At 58.7% G+C, this 18,355-nt stretch carries 16 protein-coding genes; 7 read left to right on the top strand and 9 right to left on the bottom strand.

What is annotated here, in order from left to right; translation table 11 throughout:
• Positions 1 to 308: 308 nt before the first annotated feature.
• Positions 309 to 2,087 carry a hypothetical protein gene (locus LOC68_RS09155; RefSeq protein ID WP_230217944.1) on the top strand — a complete coding sequence of 593 codons (1,779 nt, stop codon included), beginning with the start codon at positions 309 to 311 and terminating at the stop codon, positions 2,085 to 2,087.
• A gap of 1,081 nt (positions 2,088 to 3,168) precedes the next feature.
• On the opposite strand, the gene LOC68_RS09150 is transcribed toward LOC68_RS09155, so the two are convergent.
• Complete coding sequence (locus tag LOC68_RS09150; protein ID WP_230217942.1) at positions 3,169 to 3,606, bottom strand: hypothetical protein; 438 nt, start codon at positions 3,604 to 3,606, stop codon at positions 3,169 to 3,171.
• Positions 3,607 to 3,870: 264 nt separating this feature from the next.
• Between LOC68_RS09150 and LOC68_RS09145 the strand changes: the two genes are divergently transcribed.
• From LOC68_RS09145 to LOC68_RS09135, 3 genes are all read left to right on the top strand, one after another.
• Positions 3,871 to 5,391, top strand: coding sequence for a DUF1254 domain-containing protein (locus LOC68_RS09145; protein WP_230217940.1), 1,521 nt, complete (start codon positions 3,871 to 3,873; stop codon positions 5,389 to 5,391).
• A 38-nt stretch (positions 5,392 to 5,429) separates the two neighbouring features.
• On the top strand, positions 5,430 to 6,023 hold the full coding sequence (locus LOC68_RS09140; RefSeq protein WP_230217938.1) for a DUF6940 family protein: 594 nt from the start codon (positions 5,430 to 5,432) through the stop codon (positions 6,021 to 6,023).
• Positions 6,024 to 6,284: 261 nt separating this feature from the next.
• Positions 6,285 to 7,190 carry a fructose bisphosphate aldolase gene (locus LOC68_RS09135; protein ID WP_230217936.1) on the top strand — a complete coding sequence of 302 codons (906 nt, stop codon included), beginning with the start codon at positions 6,285 to 6,287 and terminating at the stop codon, positions 7,188 to 7,190.
• Positions 7,191 to 7,200: 10 nt separating this feature from the next.
• On the opposite strand, the gene LOC68_RS09130 is transcribed toward LOC68_RS09135, so the two are convergent.
• The 5 genes from LOC68_RS09130 to LOC68_RS09110 all read right to left on the bottom strand — a co-directional run bounded on the left by LOC68_RS09130 (position 7,201) and on the right by LOC68_RS09110 (position 11,223).
• Positions 7,201 to 7,659 carry a hypothetical protein gene (locus LOC68_RS09130; protein WP_230217934.1) on the bottom strand — a complete coding sequence of 153 codons (459 nt, stop codon included), beginning with the start codon at positions 7,657 to 7,659 and terminating at the stop codon, positions 7,201 to 7,203.
• A gap of 95 nt (positions 7,660 to 7,754) precedes the next feature.
• Entirely contained in the window at positions 7,755 to 9,038 is a 1,284-nt protein-coding gene (locus LOC68_RS09125; protein WP_230217932.1) for an NRAMP family divalent metal transporter, read from the bottom strand.
• A gap of 107 nt (positions 9,039 to 9,145) precedes the next feature.
• Positions 9,146 to 9,547: a hypothetical protein gene (locus tag LOC68_RS09120; RefSeq protein WP_230217930.1), complete on the bottom strand. Its 402-nt coding sequence runs from the start codon at positions 9,545 to 9,547 to the stop codon at positions 9,146 to 9,148.
• Between the two features lie 99 nt (positions 9,548 to 9,646).
• Positions 9,647 to 10,576, bottom strand: coding sequence for a DUF1559 domain-containing protein (locus LOC68_RS09115; RefSeq protein ID WP_230217928.1), 930 nt, complete (start codon positions 10,574 to 10,576; stop codon positions 9,647 to 9,649).
• Between the two features lie 398 nt (positions 10,577 to 10,974).
• On the bottom strand, positions 10,975 to 11,223 hold the full coding sequence (locus LOC68_RS09110; RefSeq protein ID WP_230217925.1) for a hypothetical protein: 249 nt from the start codon (positions 11,221 to 11,223) through the stop codon (positions 10,975 to 10,977).
• A 199-nt stretch (positions 11,224 to 11,422) separates the two neighbouring features.
• Between LOC68_RS09110 and LOC68_RS09105 the strand changes: the two genes are divergently transcribed.
• Positions 11,423 to 12,172, top strand: a complete 750-nt coding sequence (locus tag LOC68_RS09105) for a glucosamine-6-phosphate deaminase (protein ID WP_230217923.1) — start codon at positions 11,423 to 11,425, stop codon at positions 12,170 to 12,172.
• 17 nt (positions 12,173 to 12,189) lie between these two features.
• The gene (locus LOC68_RS09100; RefSeq protein ID WP_230217921.1) at positions 12,190 to 13,167 is read left to right on the top strand and encodes an N-acetylglucosamine-6-phosphate deacetylase; all 978 of its coding nucleotides are present in this window, start codon (positions 12,190 to 12,192) and stop codon (positions 13,165 to 13,167) included.
• A gap of 123 nt (positions 13,168 to 13,290) precedes the next feature.
• On the opposite strand, the gene LOC68_RS09095 is transcribed toward LOC68_RS09100, so the two are convergent.
• From LOC68_RS09095 to LOC68_RS09085, 3 genes are all read right to left on the bottom strand, one after another.
• Complete coding sequence (locus tag LOC68_RS09095; protein ID WP_230217919.1) at positions 13,291 to 14,370, bottom strand: LacI family DNA-binding transcriptional regulator; 1,080 nt, start codon at positions 14,368 to 14,370, stop codon at positions 13,291 to 13,293.
• Between the two features lie 119 nt (positions 14,371 to 14,489).
• Positions 14,490 to 15,938 (bottom strand): Gfo/Idh/MocA family protein, encoded by a 1,449-nt coding sequence (locus LOC68_RS09090; protein WP_230217917.1) that lies wholly within the window; start codon positions 15,936 to 15,938, stop codon positions 14,490 to 14,492.
• A 56-nt stretch (positions 15,939 to 15,994) separates the two neighbouring features.
• Entirely contained in the window at positions 15,995 to 16,975 is a 981-nt protein-coding gene (locus tag LOC68_RS09085) for a Gfo/Idh/MocA family protein (RefSeq protein ID WP_230217915.1), read from the bottom strand.
• 182 nt (positions 16,976 to 17,157) lie between these two features.
• On the opposite strand from LOC68_RS09085, the gene LOC68_RS09080 reads away from it, so the two are divergent.
• A complete protein-coding gene (locus tag LOC68_RS09080) occupies positions 17,158 to 18,267 on the top strand; it encodes an alpha/beta hydrolase family protein (RefSeq protein ID WP_230217913.1) in 1,110 nt (369 codons plus the stop codon).
• Positions 18,268 to 18,355: the final 88 nt, after the last annotated feature.

Below are 18,355 nucleotides of genomic sequence, written 5' to 3'. Positions count from 1 at the left end.
TAGCGGGGGCGCCCCTCGTTATGACGTCCAATTGTACTCGTTGATCTATGAGATTTTACTGGCCCAGGAAGTATTTTCCATCCTACTGGCCAAACATTGTGCACAAAACACTGGCATTCGTTCCCCATTTCCGGCGCCACCGCGGGCAGAGCGGAGGTTCGAATCTTATCGCATGCAAATTCCTCCTTCAAATTGCGTTTCTTTTCGCATTGGTTACGAGAAAAATCCGAAACCTTCGCGTCGCCGCCAACACATTTAATAGAGAACGCGCTTTGCCATTGCCCCCAGAATCGACGCTGGAGTCCCGCTTGTTCCTGTCGCCCCGCTACTTCGCCGCCGCTTATGCGTTTGCGATCACGTTCGCTTCGCTCTTCTGCTCCCCTGCCCTGGCCGAGTCGCCGGACGGAGATGTCGGACCATGGGGCGTCAGTTCTTCGGCCAGTGCATTTCGCAATCACACCGAGTGGTTCCCCAAAGTTTCCACAGCCGGCGTTACGTCGGTGCGACTCTTCCCTGGCTGGCGCACCTTCCAACCGCAACTCGATCAGTGGAACTGGAAAGAAGGGGATCAACTGGTCGAGTCGGCGAAGAAAAACAATTTGCAGCTCAACGCAATTTTGATGGGTTCTCCTCCTGACTCGAAATATGTCCACGCGTTTCCGATGGACGACTTGCCGGCATGGTCGCAGTTTGTCGAAGGCGCCGTCTCGCACTACAAAGGTGACGTCCGCTACTGGGAAGTCTGGAACGAAGGAAACGGCGGCTTCAATGACGCCCACCACACGACCGTCGACTACGCCAAGCTCGCGGCGGCCACCTACGTCGCAGCCAAAAAGGGAAACCCCGACGCCCAAGTTGGTTTGACCGTCGCCAGCTACGACCCGGCCTATCTGCATCAAACGATTCTGGCGCTGCGCGACGCCGGCGCCGCCGATCATTTCGACTACCTCTGCATTCATCCGTACGAAATCGCCGGCGGACTGCGGAGCAAGAATGGTGAGATTCCGTTTCTCTGGATGAACCAGACTCTCCGCACCATCCTGGCCGAATCGGCCCCTGACAAAGTCGACGCGCCGATCTGGATCAGCGAAGTCGGCGACAAGCTTCACGCGGACGGTCGCACGCCGACCACCGACCTCGACGCCGCGCAGTCGCTCGTCAAGATGTACGCCATGGCGATCGCCCAGGGGATCGCCCGCACGCAATGGTTCGAAGCGCAAGATCCGTACGGCGAAGAGTCAGGCTTCGGCCTGATCAATCGCTCGGGCGAACCGCGTCCCGCTTACGCAGCGCTGAAAACCTTGGCGACGCAGTTGGGGACCAAACCGAAATATCTCGGCTGGCTCGCTCTCGGCGAACAAGGCGCCGGTTACGGCTTTGTCTTCGCCGGAACGCAGGCGAACTTGATGATCGCCTGGTCGCCGGTCGGTGAAGAGCAAACGCTCACCTTTCCCACCATGGTCGTCGTCGCTGATCCGATCACCGGGCGCCTCCGCCGCTTCGAGGCAGGCGAAAAACTCACCTTGACCAACGCTCCGCTCCTCATCACTTCGCTGTCGCCCACCTTGGTCAGCCAAGCGAAGGCGAACGCCGCACAAAACTTCCCCTGGGGAGGCGACCACCGCCAAGCGAAAACGGTTCGCTTTTCCGCTGGCGCCGCCGACGAAACGGCCGGCCTCTTTCCGCTTAATCGCGACGCCTATCCGACCGTCACCTTCGCCGACGGCAGCTCCGGCTTGCTCGTCCAGGGAGACATCGGACATCCCGTTAGCCTCTTCGTTCATCCGACGTTCGCCAGCATCCTGACGCGCGACTATTACGTTCGCGTAAAAGTGCGCCGCGTTAGCGCTGGCAACGTCGGCATGAATCTGTTGTATGAAGTCGCCGACACCCAGGGAGGAACGCCCTACCGGAACGTCGGTACCTGGTTCGGCGTCTCGGCCGATCCCGGCTGGCAAACCGGCGTCTGGCACGTCAAAGAGGCCTGCTTCGCCAAAATGTGGGGCAACGACATCACCATCCGCCCTGAACAATCGGTCCCCTTCGTCATCGGCGAAATCGAAGTCAGCACCGAGCCGTTCAAGTAGCCGTCCTTCGCCAGTCGCCCGAACCTTCGTAGCCCGCAGCGCAAGCAAGGGAATGCGGCCGGATGTCCCAAAGCGCCTTCGCCAGTTCAAAAACAGGCCGAGTCAAAAATAGGACCGGACCCCGCGCAGTTATTCTTTCGCACATCTTCCGTAGGGTCCGCTGTGCGGACCGCGCCCCGCCGAACGAATTGGCCAACTCGCAACCGCTTCCCATGGTCCGCACAGCGGACCCTACGGGCGGAGTGGACTGGACCGCGCGTTTTTTTTTGCGCTGACCAATCTCACCCCAAACCGGCTCGCAATCTTACCCAGCCCCGCCTGTCCTCCTATCATGTGGACCGCAACGCTTCGTTTTTTTTCGTCACCGATTGGACTGGACCGCGAAGCGCATTTTTTTGTTACCGGCCCAGTCGCCAACCGATCAGCGATCGCCTGTGAGTGGACTGGACCGCAGCGCATTTTTTTTCCTCACCCAGTGGACTGGACCGTGACATTTTTCTCCGCAGGGCAAAACTAGCCCGAGGCGCGAGCCGAGGGAAAGCGTTTCGCGACCCCAGAATGCCTCCATCCCAATCTCCGCCCACAGTGCCGTGGACTCTCGTCGATTGTTTTCTCGACATTCCCTCGGCTCGCGCCTCGGGCTACGATTGCTGCCGGCCGGACTGGACCGGACCGTTCCAATTCTTCGCTTCTCCGCCACCATCGGATACGTCGACTTTCGACCGGCCAGTTCGGCGCATACGTCTAGCGCAGCCGCAACGCGTGCGGCGAAAAAAAAAGGTAGCGATTGGGAAGTCATTTTCCAGTCGCCAAACCACCTCGGCTCAATCCGAAGTGGGAAGAAAAAAGGATGCCCTGGGCGATGGATCAGACGCCCGCATCATGCGAGGATTTTACCAAAAACCGGGGGAATTGAGCAAGCAAAAACGTTGGTGCGGTAGAGTGCGTTGGGACGCTGCGGGAACCATGGAAAACGGGGTCTCGCGAGAACGCCGATGTCGGTTCCGATTGCGTTGCCACGCGATGGAGAAAATGTATCCAACGGCAGGTTCGCGGTGCGTCCAGACGCACCCTACCCAGATTACGGCGAATCCGCGGGGAGTTGCTGCTCCAACCAACTCCGGAGATCCGCATCGCTTTCTACCAAGAAGACGCTCCCTTCCACGCTCACCATCATCCGCGTGCCGTCGTCGTAGACGAAAAAGGAGAGGGGATCTTTGCTTGACTGCATGACGACGATACAGCGCAGGCGACTGCCGATCAGCTTTCCACGCGTCGTATCCACGATGCTGGCCAAGCTGCGCAGAAACGCTTTCGCTTCCGCATCCGTCAGAGGCGCAGTACCGCCTCCTGGTTTCTCGATTGCGAGGTTAAATAGCTCGGCCGCTTCGAGCCTGGCGATGTCGTCTTTGGTCAGCGGAGTTGGAGGAACGCGCATGCATCCGCTTAGCAAGATGCTGAAGACCCAAAGGGACGCCAGGATCGTGCGGGGGAGGAAGTCGGGATTGGTTTTGTTCATGGTGAACGCCTTTTGGCTTTGGCTTCGAGCGGGAAGTTGGTTCGAGTCCGAAGCGAATCGATTTGCGGCCGCATTTCCCTCGCTGGCGCTGCGGGCCATGAAGGAGTGGTTCTCCCTTTCTCCTTACTCCCTTCCTCGATTCTTAATTTGCTGAATTTACCGGAAACTTGCTGCCGGCGTTTGGCGAGTCCCTGTATCATACGGGAAACGACTCGGGCAATCGGGTTGTTCTCGCTTTCCCCCATGCCGAAAGTATCGCCCATCATGCCCACGCGTATGCTTGCTTTTTCCCTCCTGCTCGCGGTTAGTTGTCTTGCGCCCGGCTGCCATGGACTGGAAGAAGAAAAAGTCATCTCTCTGCCGGCCGAAAGCGACAACGAAGCGCAGATGACGGTTGCCGACAAGGACGCGCCGCCTGCTGCGACGGAGTCCGTGATCAGCGACGCCGAATATCGTGAGATCGCCGAAGAAGCGTTCATCTACGGCTTTCCGATGGTGATGAACTATGGTGTGATGAACGAATACTTCCTCAATCCCGACTCGAGCCAATACAAGTGCCCGATCAATCAGTTGTTCAACACCGCGCGGGTCTATACGCCCAAAGATACCGCGGTCGTGACGCCGAATAGCGATACCCCCTACTCCTTCATTTGCGCCGACCTGCGAGCCGAACCGCTCGTGCTCACCGTTCCCAAGATCGATCCGAAACGCTACTTCTCGTTTCAGTTGATCGACATGTACACCTTCAACTACGGCTACATCGGCAGTCGCACCACCGGCAATGACGGCGGGACCTACATGATCGCCGGACCAAGTTGGCAGGGAGAGAAGCCCGAAGGGATCGACAAGGTCTTTCCGTGCGAAACCGACTTTTCGCTGGCCGTCATTCGTACGCAGTTGTTCGACGCGGCGGATTTGGAAAACGTGAAAGAGGTTCAAGCTGGCTACCACGCCCAGCCCCTCTCTGCGTTCCTGAAACAACCAGCCCCAGAATCAGCGGCGAAAATCGACTGGCCGGCAGTTGACGAAAAAGCGATCAAAGCGAATCCGTTCGCCTATTTGAATTTCGTGCTGCAGCTTTGTCCGGCGACCGGTCCGGCCGCAGCGGAAAAGGACCTGCGGGCGAAGTTCGCCAAGATCGGCGTCGAAGCGGGCAAACCGTTTGACGTCGACAAGCTGACCGACGCGCAAAAGGAATCTCTGGCCGCGGCGATGAAGTCGGGCATGGAAAAGATCGCGGCGCGGGCCGGCTCGTTCGGCAAGCTGATCAACGGCTGGAGCATTGGCGCAGCGTTCGGCGATCGTGATTTCTTCCATGGGGACTGGGCGCTGCGTGCGGCGGCCGCCAAAGCGGGGATCTATGGCAATGATGCGATCGAAGCGACTTATCCGCTGGCGCATAGCGACGCGGCCGGCAATCCGCTCGACGGCAGTCAGCACAATTACACGCTGACCTTCGCCAAGGACGAGTTTCCACCGGTCCAAGCGTTTTGGTCGATCACCATGTACGACGGCAAGACGCAACTGCTGATCGAAAACCCGATCGATCGTTACCTGATCAATTCGCCGATGCTCCCCAACTTGCAGAAGAACGAGGATGGTTCGCTGACGATTTACATTCAAAAGGATTCGCCGGGCAAAGAGAAAGAGCCGAACTGGCTGCCGGCGCCGGATGGCCCGATCTACATGGTGATGCGACTTTATTGGCCGAAAGAAATGCCGCCGTCGATCCTGCCGCCGGGCGAAGGATCGTGGCAGCCGCCGGGAATTCATCCTGCTGACTAACCGCGAAGGCTTACTTCAACGCGAGGGTTCGATCGCCTATGTCATGGAACGCCGCGACTTCTGAATTGCCAGGTCACTCCGGCCGACGTTACGTCGTCCGGTACTCGCAGCAAACGCTTTCCAACGCCGAGGCGATCTCCCGGTTGCGTAAAGACGCCGAGTTCGCCGCCTGGCTGAATGCCGAACTGGCCGACGCTCCGTACGCGGCGTTTCGCTGGGAAACGCCGCCGGTCGACGCCGCGACGACCGACAAACCATGGGAATTCGTTGTGCTGAATAGTCCCAATCTGGCGAGACCGCCAGAGCGGCATCAATTCGCCCAGCATTTCGCATCTTCGGTCAGTACAGTTGCAACTTTCGCCAATCTCCGTCGCGACGCACTACTCATCGCCCCGACGCCAATCGCGGAAGAGAACGCCTACGGTCATCTAGCTGCGTTCGTTCGGCAAGGGCCCGAAGAGCAGCGACTGGCGCTTTGGAAGGAGGTCGGCGAACAAGTGAAACGGCGACTCGGAACGCGCCCCGTCTGGCTCAGCACCGCTGGCGCCGGAGTCTCTTGGCTACATGTGCGGCTGGACGACTCGCCGAAGTATTACGGGTACCAACCGTATCGCCGGTGGATGGCGGCGTAGGGCTCAACACTAGCCCGTAGCGCAAGCGAGGGAATGTGCAAGGCCATATCGCTTGAACACGCCCTGCCCTTCTCTGACGGCGCGACCGCATTCCCTTGCTTGCGCTGCGGGCTAGTGTTGGTTTTCGCCGACAGCGTGCAGGTTCGATGAAAAATCTCTTAAGCGAATCTCCGACCCACGACAGCGGGGTCGAAAAGTCCTAAACTACAAGTAGCAGCCCTGGACGTTTCTTCTACATGGAATGACTGATTGGAGACCGCCATGAGCACCACATTTGCCGGTAACAAGTTGCAGTTCGACAAGGTCAAGACGAAGCCCGGCTTCATCGCGGCGCTCGATCAGAGCGGCGGCAGCACTCCAACAGCGCTGCATGCGTACGGGTTGACCGACGACGCTTGGTCCAGTGACGACGAGATGTTCGCGCTCGTTCATCAGATGCGAGCCCGGATCATCACCAGCCCCGCTTTCACCGGCGAGCATATTCTGGGAGCGATCCTATTTGAAAACACGATGGATCGCGACATCGACGGCATTCCGACCGCCGATTTCCTCTGGGAAAAGAAGAACGTCGTCCCCTTCCTGAAGGTCGACAAAGGTCTGGCCGCAGAGCAAGATGGCGTCCGCGTGATGAAGCCGATGCCGGGGCTCGACGAGTTGCTCAAGCGGGCAGTCGCCAAGCATGTCTTCGGCACCAAGATGCGTTCGGTCATCCTGCACGCCAACAAGGCGGGCATTCAAGCGGTCGTCGATCAGCAGTTTGAAGTCGCCCGGCAGATCATCGCTGCCGGCCTGGTGCCGATCGTCGAGCCGGAAGTCGACATCCATTGCCCCGATAAAGCGGAGGCGGAAACGATTTTGAAAGCGAGCCTGGCCGCCGAACTCGACAAGCTTCCCGAAGGGCAATACGTCATGCTGAAGCTGACGCTGCCGAGCGTCGACGATTTTTACGCCGACTTCGTCAAACATCCTCGCGTGTTGAAAGTGGTCGCACTATCGGGCGGCTACACGCGGGCCGAAGCGGATGATCTGCTGCGGCGCAATCACGGCGTCGTGGCGAGCTTTTCCCGGGCTTTGGCCGAAGGGCTTTCGGCTCAGCAATCGGACGCCGAGTTCGATGCGACCCTCGGCAAGTCGATTCAGAGCATTTTCGACGCTTCGATGACGTAAACGTCTGCAGCTATTTCTCCTTCTCCGCCTTCCGTTTGAGGCGGAGAAGCATGATTTCAGTATCAAGCCGCAGATACTTGGCCGTCTGTAATGCGTTCTGCGTTTCCGAGCCGCTTTGGATTCGCCGCTCTACGATCGCTTCGTTAAACCGGGCCAGTTCCAAAAACCGCTCGAGCCACGCGACTTGATTCTGCGTATCGTCGCTCAATTCCAAGCCCGAATCGCGCACCCGTTTCGCCGGTTCGATCAGGTCTCCAAAAGAGACGATGCCGCTTTCGTACATTCGCTTGACGTATTTCAACTCCAACACGGCGGCGTTGAGACGCTCTACCAGCAGCACTTGCAGCGGATCGGCGTCCTCCGCAATCTCGAGCGGTTCTGACGACAAGATGGCCGGTCCCTCCTCACCAACCGCGAGGCCCGCCGAGAGGAGCAGAACAAAAGGAACGGCCAACATTCGCAGTTGCATGGCGACACCTCCGCAGATGGGGCAAGAAAAGACGCACGCGCGTTGCGAAATCGTAACGCGCGTCTCCTGCGGAAGCGAACGAAAATCGAAATCGCCTAGGAAGCCATCAGCTTCTGAATCAGCGACATCAGCATTCGGCCCGATAACAGCAGCGCCAACAACAACGAGGCGGAAGCGATCGCAATCGCGGCGGCTTTCAGCTTCGAGGGCTCCAGTTTCAGCGACAAAAAGAGCATCGCAAACGCCAACAGCGGCACGCCGATCACGGTCAGCGCCTGGGCGAAGACGATCAACTGCACGTTCGACATCTCGAGCCAGTTGATTGCGATGGCGACCAGCATGCCGATCATCAACCCGGCGACAGTCATCGCTTTGACCGGGCCATCTTTGACGCTGGCCGGCAGCCCAAGGCTGTCGCTGAGCGCCGTACCGCCGATCAAAGCATTGACCAGCAGCGAACTGAACGCCCCGGCCGACAAGCCGATGCAGAACATCACTTTCGCTTGCGGGCCGATCAGCGGCTCCAGTTGTTTCGCCACATCGGTAATGTTGGTCAGATTGGCGCCGTGCAAAACGGTCGCGGAAGTGATCATGATGACGAAGCTGATCCCGCCCAGTACGGCGATCCCGGCGATCGAGTCGACGATGCCGTTGGCCAAGTCGTCGCGAGTCCAGTTCTTTTCGCGAACGGCGTAAATCTGGTAGAAGGCGCCGGCGATCGAGAAGGTGGTCCCGAACATCCCGAGCAGCATCACGATGTTCTCAGGCGATGTTCCCCCTTCCGGCAACTTCGGCACCATGCCCCCCAACACGCCAGGCAGCGACGGCTGCACGAAGATCAGGTTCACCATAAACCCGAGCAGCATCAATCCGACCATCACCATCATCAGCTTTTCGATGAACCGATACGGGGCGCTGCTGCCGTATAAGGCCCATATCAGCCCAAGATTGACCAGCACGATGGCGACCAGCGATCCATATTTCGCCAGCATCCCACCGCCGGCTGACTCGGTGGCGATGTTCACCACGTCGATAATCGCGAGGTTATTGGTGAACTGAAAGCAACTGGTAATCAAAAAGAAGACGACGCCGATCACGATCGAGACAGGGCGTCCCAGTCGATTGGCGATTTCGGTAAACGGAGTTTCGGCGTAGCTGATGCCCAGGACCGCCGCCAAAAAGACGGTCAGCGCCATGAAGACCGAAGCGAGCCCCAAGACCCAGATCATGTCGTACCCGTAAGCCGCGCCGACTTTCGAGTTCGACAAAATGCTCCCGGGACCGAGCACAACCGACGCGACGACAATCGCCGGTCCGATCGCCTTCACGACCCGCAGGAGAGAAATTCCGCTCTGTTTTTCGATCGTCGCTTCCGACATTCAAACCTTGCCTTGAAATGAAGTGATCGACTGAGGCCCGCCGAGGCCCCAGTCGATAGAGTTGGTGTGAATTCTGAGTGGGAGAATTTTCGTAACGCGTGCGTCAACTATTCCAACTTGAAATCGACCGTATTCTCGCCGGCGGCGACTTCGGCCGTCAAACCAGATTGACGATCGCTGCTGTATTTAAAGGGAATCAAGGCCATCGCGGCCGCTTCGGGACCGTTGTCCTTCACGGCCATGATCATGACGCGGTGTTTGCCGATCGGCACGCCTTTGCCGAATTCGTCGGTATACCCTTCATACGTGCCGTCGGCTCCGATTTTGGCATACCCCATCGGCAAGCCGTCCGTCTCAGGCACAAAAGTTATCGTTCCGGTACCAAGCGGCTTCCCTTTGTAGGTGACCGTTCCCATAACATCGCCCATTTCCGGACCGCGAGCGCCGCAGCCGACGAGTGCGATCATCAAGGCGGCGGACAGCGAAGTCGCCAGCGTTGAGTATTTCATAATCAGCATCCCCAGAAAAGTAAAACGAAGCGCAATCTCCAACATTCTGCGAGCGTCGGCCGGTTCGGGCCGACGCTCGCCCCAACGAACAGTCCGAGCTTAGCTCCCGGGAACGACCTCTCCGTTCTTGCGCGTCGCCATCGCTTTCAGAATGTCAAGATTCATGGTTTCCGCCAAGAAGACGACGCTGCCGTCGCAGTTGGCGAACATTGCGCCGCCCGGATGATAGCTGGTAAACGGCGTGTTGCTGTTGGTGAACGAACCGGAGTAGTTGATCGGGAACTGCACCATCTTGTGGTCGATCATCAGCCATTCGGTCGCGCTGTAACGATAGTAGCCCCAGACCCACGGCTTGATGCCGCCGAAGCCTTGCGCCTGGGAAGTGGTCCAGCCCTTGGTGCTGGACGATTCGCCGAGCAAGATCGTGTTGGTCGTGCCGTCCACAATATCGCCAAAGCGAACTTTGCTTTCCGGATAGAAAATACCCGACTTCACGTAGGGATCGCGTCCCGACGTCGTCGCCGGAACGATGTCCACATCGACCGAACCGCCGTTGCCGCGATAGTGCAGTGCGCCTTGAATCTGCGTGTTGGGAAAAAAGGACGTGACCGCATGGTCCGACGCGGTATCCCCAAGCGGCGACGACGGGCACGACAGCGAAGGAACCGGACCGAAAATCGGATTGGTCTGATCATGGCTGCGGTAAGGGCTGCGATTCATCATGTACGCCGGGTAAAGCGCTTCCATCGCGTCGTAACGCGTCCCTTGCTCGAAGAAGGGAAACAAGCGGGGAACCCAACCAAGCGGATACGTGACGTTGGGCGTTAGACCGCCTGGCATGAACTTGCCGTACGTATCGTGATAGTTGTGGAACGCCAGGCCAAGTTGCTTCAGGTTGTTGCTGCACTGCATGCGACGAGCCGCTTCACGGGCTTGCTGCACCGCCGGCAACAAGAGCGCAATCAAAACGCCGATAATGGCGATCACTACCAAAAGTTCTACCAACGTAAATCCGTGGTTCCGTTTCATAAGCAATCCTCGCAAAGACTAGATAAAGAATACGAAGTTCGTGTAACTGGCCTGTTTCTCGATCGCAAAACTGATTTCGTGTTCGCCGGCCGCCCCAAGCGGCAAGGTTGATGTCAGCTGATATCTAGGGTGTAAAAAAAATCGCTCCCGCGAGCGAAACCGCCCCACCAGGAAGCGGCAATTTCTTTTTCAGCTCTACTCGATACGGTCAACCGCGTCGGCTTCGTTCGCGACGCATCGATCCGCATGATCAAATACGCTAAAAGTTAAAAAGCAAACGATGCGCCATTCGAGTCGACTCTCACAAACAAATCGGTATTCGTCCGCACGAATCTCGATTCGCTGGCTTCTCTCTACTCGACTACGCGTTCTGCGGCGGTCGACCGCTACGCGATTGCTTACGTCTTCGTCGTCGCATTTCGGAGATCGCGCGAAAAATGGGCAATCCCATCTTCATCACGTTTCTGGCTGCGACGACCGAGTTTGGATAAGGCGCCGTTCGCCGCAAGTGCGGACGGCGTGCAACTCGTCATTTCACTGAGGGCAATGATATCAGCTGATATCAGATTGGCAAAGAAATTATCACGCTTCCTCCCGTTTTTCCGCCAGATTGCGCAATATTCTCTGCTTTTCTCTGTTTCGCGCACAAGCCGTTCTTCCCTATCCCCAGGCGGCGCAATCCGATCTTGTTAACAATCGGACCTGAGAATCTCTGGGCGACCTACCAATAAATCAGTTGACATCGTCGCCCGTTGCGACAAAAATGATATCGCGTGACATCACTAGCATCGCGGATTCTTCTCTCCGTTTTGCCGCTAATCCCCACTCCCAGACCTGCCAACCTGCATGAATATCCAGATCTTCGACGACGCTTCTCAACTGGGCGTCGCCGCCGCACGTCAGGGCGCCGCCGCTATTCGAACCGCCATCGCTGAGAAAGGTTTCGCCAATATTATCGTCGCCACCGGCGCTTCCCAGTTCGAGACTTTGGCCGCCTTGATCGCCGAGTCCGATATCGACTGGAGCTGCGTGACCGGCTTCCATTTGGACGAGTACCTTGGGATCAGCGATCAGCATCCCGCCTCGTTTCGTCTCTATCTGCGCGAACGATTCGTCGACAAAGTGCCGCTCAAAGCGTTTCACTACGTCGACGGCTCCGATCCGAATCCGGAGCAGGTTTGTGCACGTTTAGCAGAGCTGATCGCCCAGCATCCGATCGACGTCGCCTTTGTCGGCATCGGCGAGAACGGGCACTTGGCCTTCAACGACCCGCCGGCCGATTTCGAGACCGATTCGCCCTACCTGGTGGTCGAATTGGACGAAGCCTGCAGAAAACAGCAGGCGGGCGAAGGTTGGTTCGCTACACTAGAGGATGTCCCGACTCGGGCCATCAGCATGTCTTGTCAACAAATCCTGCGTACCAAGACCATCATTTGCAGCGTCCCTGACGAGCGCAAAGCGATTGCGGTCCGCAACTCGGTGGAAGGTCCCGTAACCCCGGATGTTCCCGCCTCGATTTTGCAAAACCATGCGGAGACGTCGTTGTTTCTCGACAAAGCCTCCGCATCGGAATTGACCGCCTCCTCGACCCTCTAGAACGCCTGGAATACCGCATGCCTGACTCCAAGTTCTTCGACCTGCAAATTAACGGCTACTTCGGCGTCGACTTCAATCAAGACGACATTTCGGCGGACGACCTGCACAACGCTTGCGCGGCGCTAGAGCGCGACAACGTCGGCGGCGTGCTGGCGACGATCATTACCGACGACATCGCGCGGATGGCGGCTCGCTTGTCGCGCTTCGTGCAACTGCGTATCGCCGATCCACTGATTAGCCGCATGATCGCCGGCTTTCATATCGAAGGTCCGTTCATCAGCACCAAGGTCGGCTACGTCGGCGCTCACCCGGTGGCTCACGCCAAAGAGGCGACCTGGGACGAGATGACGCTGCTGCTCGACGCCGCGGACGGACTGGCCCGCATCGTCACGCTGGCTCCTGAACAAGATCCTGAACATGACGTGACGCGTCGTTTGGCCAAACAAGGAATCGTCGTCTCGGCCGGGCACACCAACGCGTCGCTCGACCAACTCGACGCTTCGATTGACGCCGGGCTCTCGATGTTCACGCACCTGGGGAACGGTTGCCCGCGTCTGATGGATCGCCATGACAACATCATTCAGCGTGCTCTTAGTCGAGCCGACCAGCTTTACTTCGGCTTCATCGCCGACGGCGCCCACGTTCCCTTCTTCGCTTTGAAGAACTACCTGCAAATCACCGGCCTCGATCGCGCGTTCATCGTGTCGGATGCAATCTCGGCCGCTGGTTGCGGTCCCGGCTTGTATCCGCTGGGAGATCGAGTCGTGCAGGTCGGCGAAGATGGCGTGCCGCGTGCCGAAGATGACAGCCACCTGATTGGGTCGGGGACGACGATGCGGCGGATGGCCGAGAACCTGGAGCGCGAGCTGGGCCTGACGCCGGTCGAAATCGATCGTCTGACCCGCATGAATCCGCGGCGAATCATGGGCGCCGCGATTCCGGCGCCAACCCGCTATGTCGCCAAGAACGGCGTTCACCCGGCGACCGCGCCGTAAGACTCGCGGGCTGCATGCTCTCACGAGGATAGCCGAGTGAGCATGTCTTCGAGAAGTTCCGAAACGCATTCAAGACATGCTCATCCGGCGAAGACGCCGCAAGAGCATGCCACCAGAAGCCAACTACGTCGATTCGCGGACGACCAGTTCGGGGCGAATCACGCGGACTCGTTTCGCCGCGGGAATCTCTCCTTGCAGCGACTCTTCGACCAGGTCGAGGGTCGCTTTGGCGTAGGCGGCGTGACACTGATCGATCGTCGTCAGCCCCGGCTCGATCACGTCGGCGATGTCGAGATTATCGTAGCCGGTCACCGCCAAATCTTCCGGCACCTTGTAGCCATGGCGGTGCAAGCCTTGCATGATGCGCACCGCCCATTCGTCGTTCGACGCGATGATGGCGTCCGCTTTGTTCTTCACGACCAGCTTCTGAATGCAGTCGTCGATCGCATCGCGCGACGGCTTTTGGGTCGCTTCGGGATTGGTCCAGATCAGCGACTCGCTGGTCGCCAGCTTGCGACGTTTGACGTTCGCCTTCCAGGCCTCGCAGCGAATCGCCATCAATTGGTCGGTCGGAGACCAAAGTTGAATCGCGACCCGTTTGCGTCCCCGGTCGGCCAGGTGATCGACCAGTTGCTCAATCGCCGAGGAAGTTTCGACGCGCACGCAGGGCTGCGTTTTCAAAATCGGCTGCGAGTGGAGAATGATGTTGTTCCGATCGCGGAAGATCTTCTTCAACTTCGGCCGGAAGTCCTGCATCAAGTCGAACATGCAAAGGATCGCGTCCATGCCGTGATCCGCAAAGTCGTCGAGATACGATTTGATTTCGTCCGGGTCGTGATGGGCCTGACCGATCATCAAGCGGTACCCGCGCGAGTGCGCTTCGGCTTCGATCGCGGAGAGACGAGCCGAGAAGACCGCGCGGTTCACCGTGTCGAGCACGACGCCGATGATCTTGGTCGGCATGCCGCGCAACCGCTGGGCCGCTCGGTTCGGTCGATAATCGAGCTCCTCGGCGATCTTCAGCACCTTTTGGCGCGTCGCTTCCGACACGCGGACGCTGTCGACCCCGGAGTTGTTCAGAATATGTCCAACCGCTGCGCGCGAGACGCCAGCTTTATTGGCGATATCTACTAGACGAACTTTTCGTTCTTCTTCGGCCATGCACTTCGACTTGCCAAGGCCGGCCAGCCAGCGCCGGACCACTTCGTCCGGCGTTTTCGGGCCGCAATTGAATTCGCAAGCCCTCCAGAATACGTAACAAACCGCGCTTCAGGCAAGCCCGCCGAGGAAGTTCGGCGGGCCCGATGGCCCAACTGGGCGACTTAGACTTGTTCTGGAACGACGAACGGCGCCCGATATTCGCGCCGCAGCAGACGATTGGCCGCTTCGTCCCCCGGGAAGGTTTCGGTCGTCGGATCAATCGTTAAAGTCCGCCCCATTTCGACGGCGGCGGTCGCCACATCCACGCCGTTGGCGGCCAAATGCTCGGTCATTCGAGCGGCGGCGTCCGACATCAGCGGCTGATCCTGGATCCGTTCGGAGAGGGACGAGAGGGAAACGGCCTCGCCGGTTCGATGCGAAATGTTCCCCAAATGGCACAGCGCCGTCGAGAGATGACCCGTTTTCACGGGGCAATTGAGATCGCTGGTCTTTCGCGAACGGACCGCTTTCACGAAGTTTTCGCGATGAAGCTGACGTCCGCCATCGCTGCCGGTGTCTCCCTTGATCTCACGAATCGTCTTGCCGTCGGGATCAACCACCTTCCCGGTATCAAATCCGAGGTAGGTCCCCTCTTCCCCTTCGATCACGATCCCGTAGCTGAGACCCATGTAATCGCAGGTATCTTTCTTACCGGTCGCGGTCGGCAGGTCGCGGATCTCGAACGTGATCGGCGCCTTGGCGTATTCATAACGCAGGAGGTGCGTATTCGGCGTCTGGCCGTTGTCATCCCACGCGTAACGTCCGCCGATGCTGGAGACGGCGGTCGGAAATTCTTCGGCGCCTACGGCCCAGCGGCAGAGATCGAGAATGTGCGGGCCGTTGTTGCCGAGTTCGGCGTTGCCGTAATCCCAGAACCAGTGCCAGTCGTAGTGATACTTGGCCCGTTCGAGCTTCGTCGAGCCCGGTCCGCACCAGAGGTCATGATTGACCGTGGCCGGCGGCGTCGGCTGCGAGGTCGGACGGCCGATCGATTCGCGACGCGACAGGTAAAGCCCCTTCACGTTTTTGATTTTGCCGAGGGCGCCTTCGTGCACTTCCTGGAAGAAGTCTTGCAGGTGCTTGAAGCTGCGGCGCTGGATGCCGATCTGGACGATGCGATCGTACTTCTCAGCCGCCTTGGCCATCTGGCCCGCTTCCCAGATGTTGTGGGAGCAGGGCTTTTCGGTGTAAACGTCTTTGCCCGCCTGGCAGCCCCAGACGGTCGCCAGCCCGTGCCAGTGATTCGGCATGCCGACCACCACCGCGTCGACGTCTTGATCGTCGAAAACGCGGCGGAGGTCTTCGTACTTCTTCAGCTGATAGCCGAACTTCTTGTCAAACTCTTCAACTCGCGTCCCAAGCACCGCGCTGTCGCAATCGCAAGCCCCCACGACTTTGACGCCGGGAATCTTGGGAAAGCCGTTCAAGTGGGTGTTGCCGATGCTGTTGACGCCGATCACGACGACGCGCAACTCGTCATTGGCTTCCGCCGAACGACCGAGCGACGTCATCGAAGTGAAAGCGGCGGCCGAAGCGGCGGCGAGAAAATGGCGGCGATTGACCGAAACCATGCAGTTTTCCTTACAAGCGGAAATAGTTTGACTGGTAGTTAGATCTTAAGCGGACGTTACTTCGCGTTCAGCACGCTTTCCAGCGTCACGCTCTTCCCGTCCAGGTCGCGGCTGACGTCGGCCGCCGTCATGAAGGCCATGATTTCGAGCGTTTCTTCGGGCGAAATCGGCGGCTTCTTCGTGTGGAAGAATTTTACCACTTCGACCAGCATCGGTTCGTAAGAAACGCGGATCGGGACGTACTCGTTCTTTTTTTCGCCGAAGGCGAGCACGCCGTATCCTTTGGAGCCGTCGCGAATGCCGCGGAACGTGCCGACGCGTCCATCTTTCCAGACGCCGGTCACGACGTCGACTCCATCCACTTTCGTACGTTGAAGGCTGACGCAGCCGGGCCCCATCACCGTGAACAAGGTTTCGACGCCGTGAATCCCGTACCAGTAAAGGTCAGGGTGGGTCGGATCGGTGGTGCAAGGACTGAACGCGACGCAACCGACCAGATTGCCGGCGGCGTTCTCTTTTTGCAGCGCGACGACGTCATCGCAATATCGCAAGCAAGAGCAGGAGAAGAACGGCGTGCCGGTCTTCTTCGATAACGCCACCAACTCCTTCGCTTCGGCCAGCGAGCCGGTCATCGGCTTGTCGACGAAGACCGGAATCCCCGCTTCAAACACCGGTTTGACCTGCTTCAGGTGAACGCGGCCGTCGACGCTGTTGATCACGACGGCGTCCACTTTCTTCAGCAGCACTTCGATCGAGGGAACGATTTCGATTCCCATGTCGCTGATCTGCTTCGTAAATCCTTCGATCCGGTCGGTGCTGGCCGCAATGTCGGGGCTTCCGCCGGGGAACGCGGCGACGATTTTGGCGCCGGCCAGTTCCGGCTTCGAAGGCTCGGCGTTGATCGACTTCGAGAACGCAATCGCGTGCGAGCTATCGAGACCGATCAGACCAATGCGAATCGTCTCAGCAGCATTGGCGCCGCCGCTCATCACAGCAGCGACCGCCAGACCGATGGCGGCGGAAAGGAGGATCTTCATACGTATCGTTCCAGGTGGTGGGTGGCTGGGGAAGGAGCAACTTCGCCGTACGCATGCGCCGGCGACTTCAGGAAAGGAATTGCATTTAAGATACCACGAGATATCTTAAGCGTAAAGGTTTTTCTTCCCCGGCCGAATTTTGCCGCTGGATTTCGCATAATCCTCCTCGTAAGCTGATATCCATGAATGCTTTAACGCAACCGACGCTTCGTGCCTGGCGCCGCAGCTTCCTGGCGGTGACGATGATTTCCGCCCTGCTGCGCGTTACCGCCGCTGAGGAGCCTTCCTGGGTCGCCCAGGCGGTTACGCCGCCCCCCGCCGCGAAGATCGACGACAGCCAAACGCTGCAGACCGCCGCCGGCGCCGAGATCGATTCGCTCGATGCCTGGAAAGAGAAGCGGGCCGCGATCGCAGCCGACTGGCGGAAGTTCCTTGGCGCCTACGCCTACCCCGACTTGCCGCTCGAAATCGAAACGCTGGAAACGGAGCGTCTCGAACATTGCACCCGCACTCTCATTCGCTACCAAGCCGAACCGGGACGTCGAGTCCGCGCCTACCTACTTGTTCCGCACCAATCGACCAGCAAAAAAATGCCGGCGATCGTGGCGTTTCATGGGACCAATGCGAAGACGTTTCAAAAGCTGGTTGGACTCGACGCCGAACCGGAGCGGCACATTGGGCTGCGACTCGTCGAACAAGGGTTCGTCGTTCTCTGCCCCGAAAACTATCTGTGGGAGAAAGAGTCGTACCTCGCTTCGACCGCGGCGGCGCTGAAGCCGCATCCCGAAAGCAAAGGGATGGCGGTGATGCTGGCCGACGGCGTTCGAGCGGTTGACGTTTTGCTGGCGCAGAAGAATGTCGATCCGCAGCGGATTGGCGCCTATGGGCATTCGCTTGGCGCTAAGGAAACGCTGTACCTCATGGCGCTCGACGATCGCGTTTGTGCCGGAGTCGCCAGCGAAGGTGGGATCGGGATGTTCTCGACCAACTGGGAAGCTCCCTGGTATCTCGGCCCGGTCGTCAAATCGGACGGTTTTATCCGGCGGCATGACGACTTGATAGCGCTAATCGCACCGCGGCCGTTTCTGGTTTTGGGAGGCGAACAAGGTCCCGGCTGCGCCGACGGTGAGCGAAGTTGGCCAGAACTACTGGTCGGCCAACGCGTCGCCGCACTCTACGGAGAGCCAGTGCGAATAGGGCTGTGGAATCATCACGAAGGGCACAAGCTTTCGTTGGATTCCGGCGCTCGGGTGATTGCCTGGCTGAACGCGTACGTGGCGGACAAACCGTAGTATTGAACTGGTGCCATGCTCTTACGGCGTCTTCGACGGGTAAGCATGTCTTCAATGCGTTGTGCCAGGGCGGAAGACATGCTCATCC

The sequence above is a fragment of the Blastopirellula sediminis genome (genome assembly GCF_020966755.1).
Lineage (GTDB): Bacteria > Planctomycetota > Planctomycetia > Pirellulales > Pirellulaceae > Blastopirellula > Blastopirellula sediminis.
Note: the sequence above shows the minus strand (reverse complement) of the source record. Positions and strands in the feature narration are given on the sequence as shown.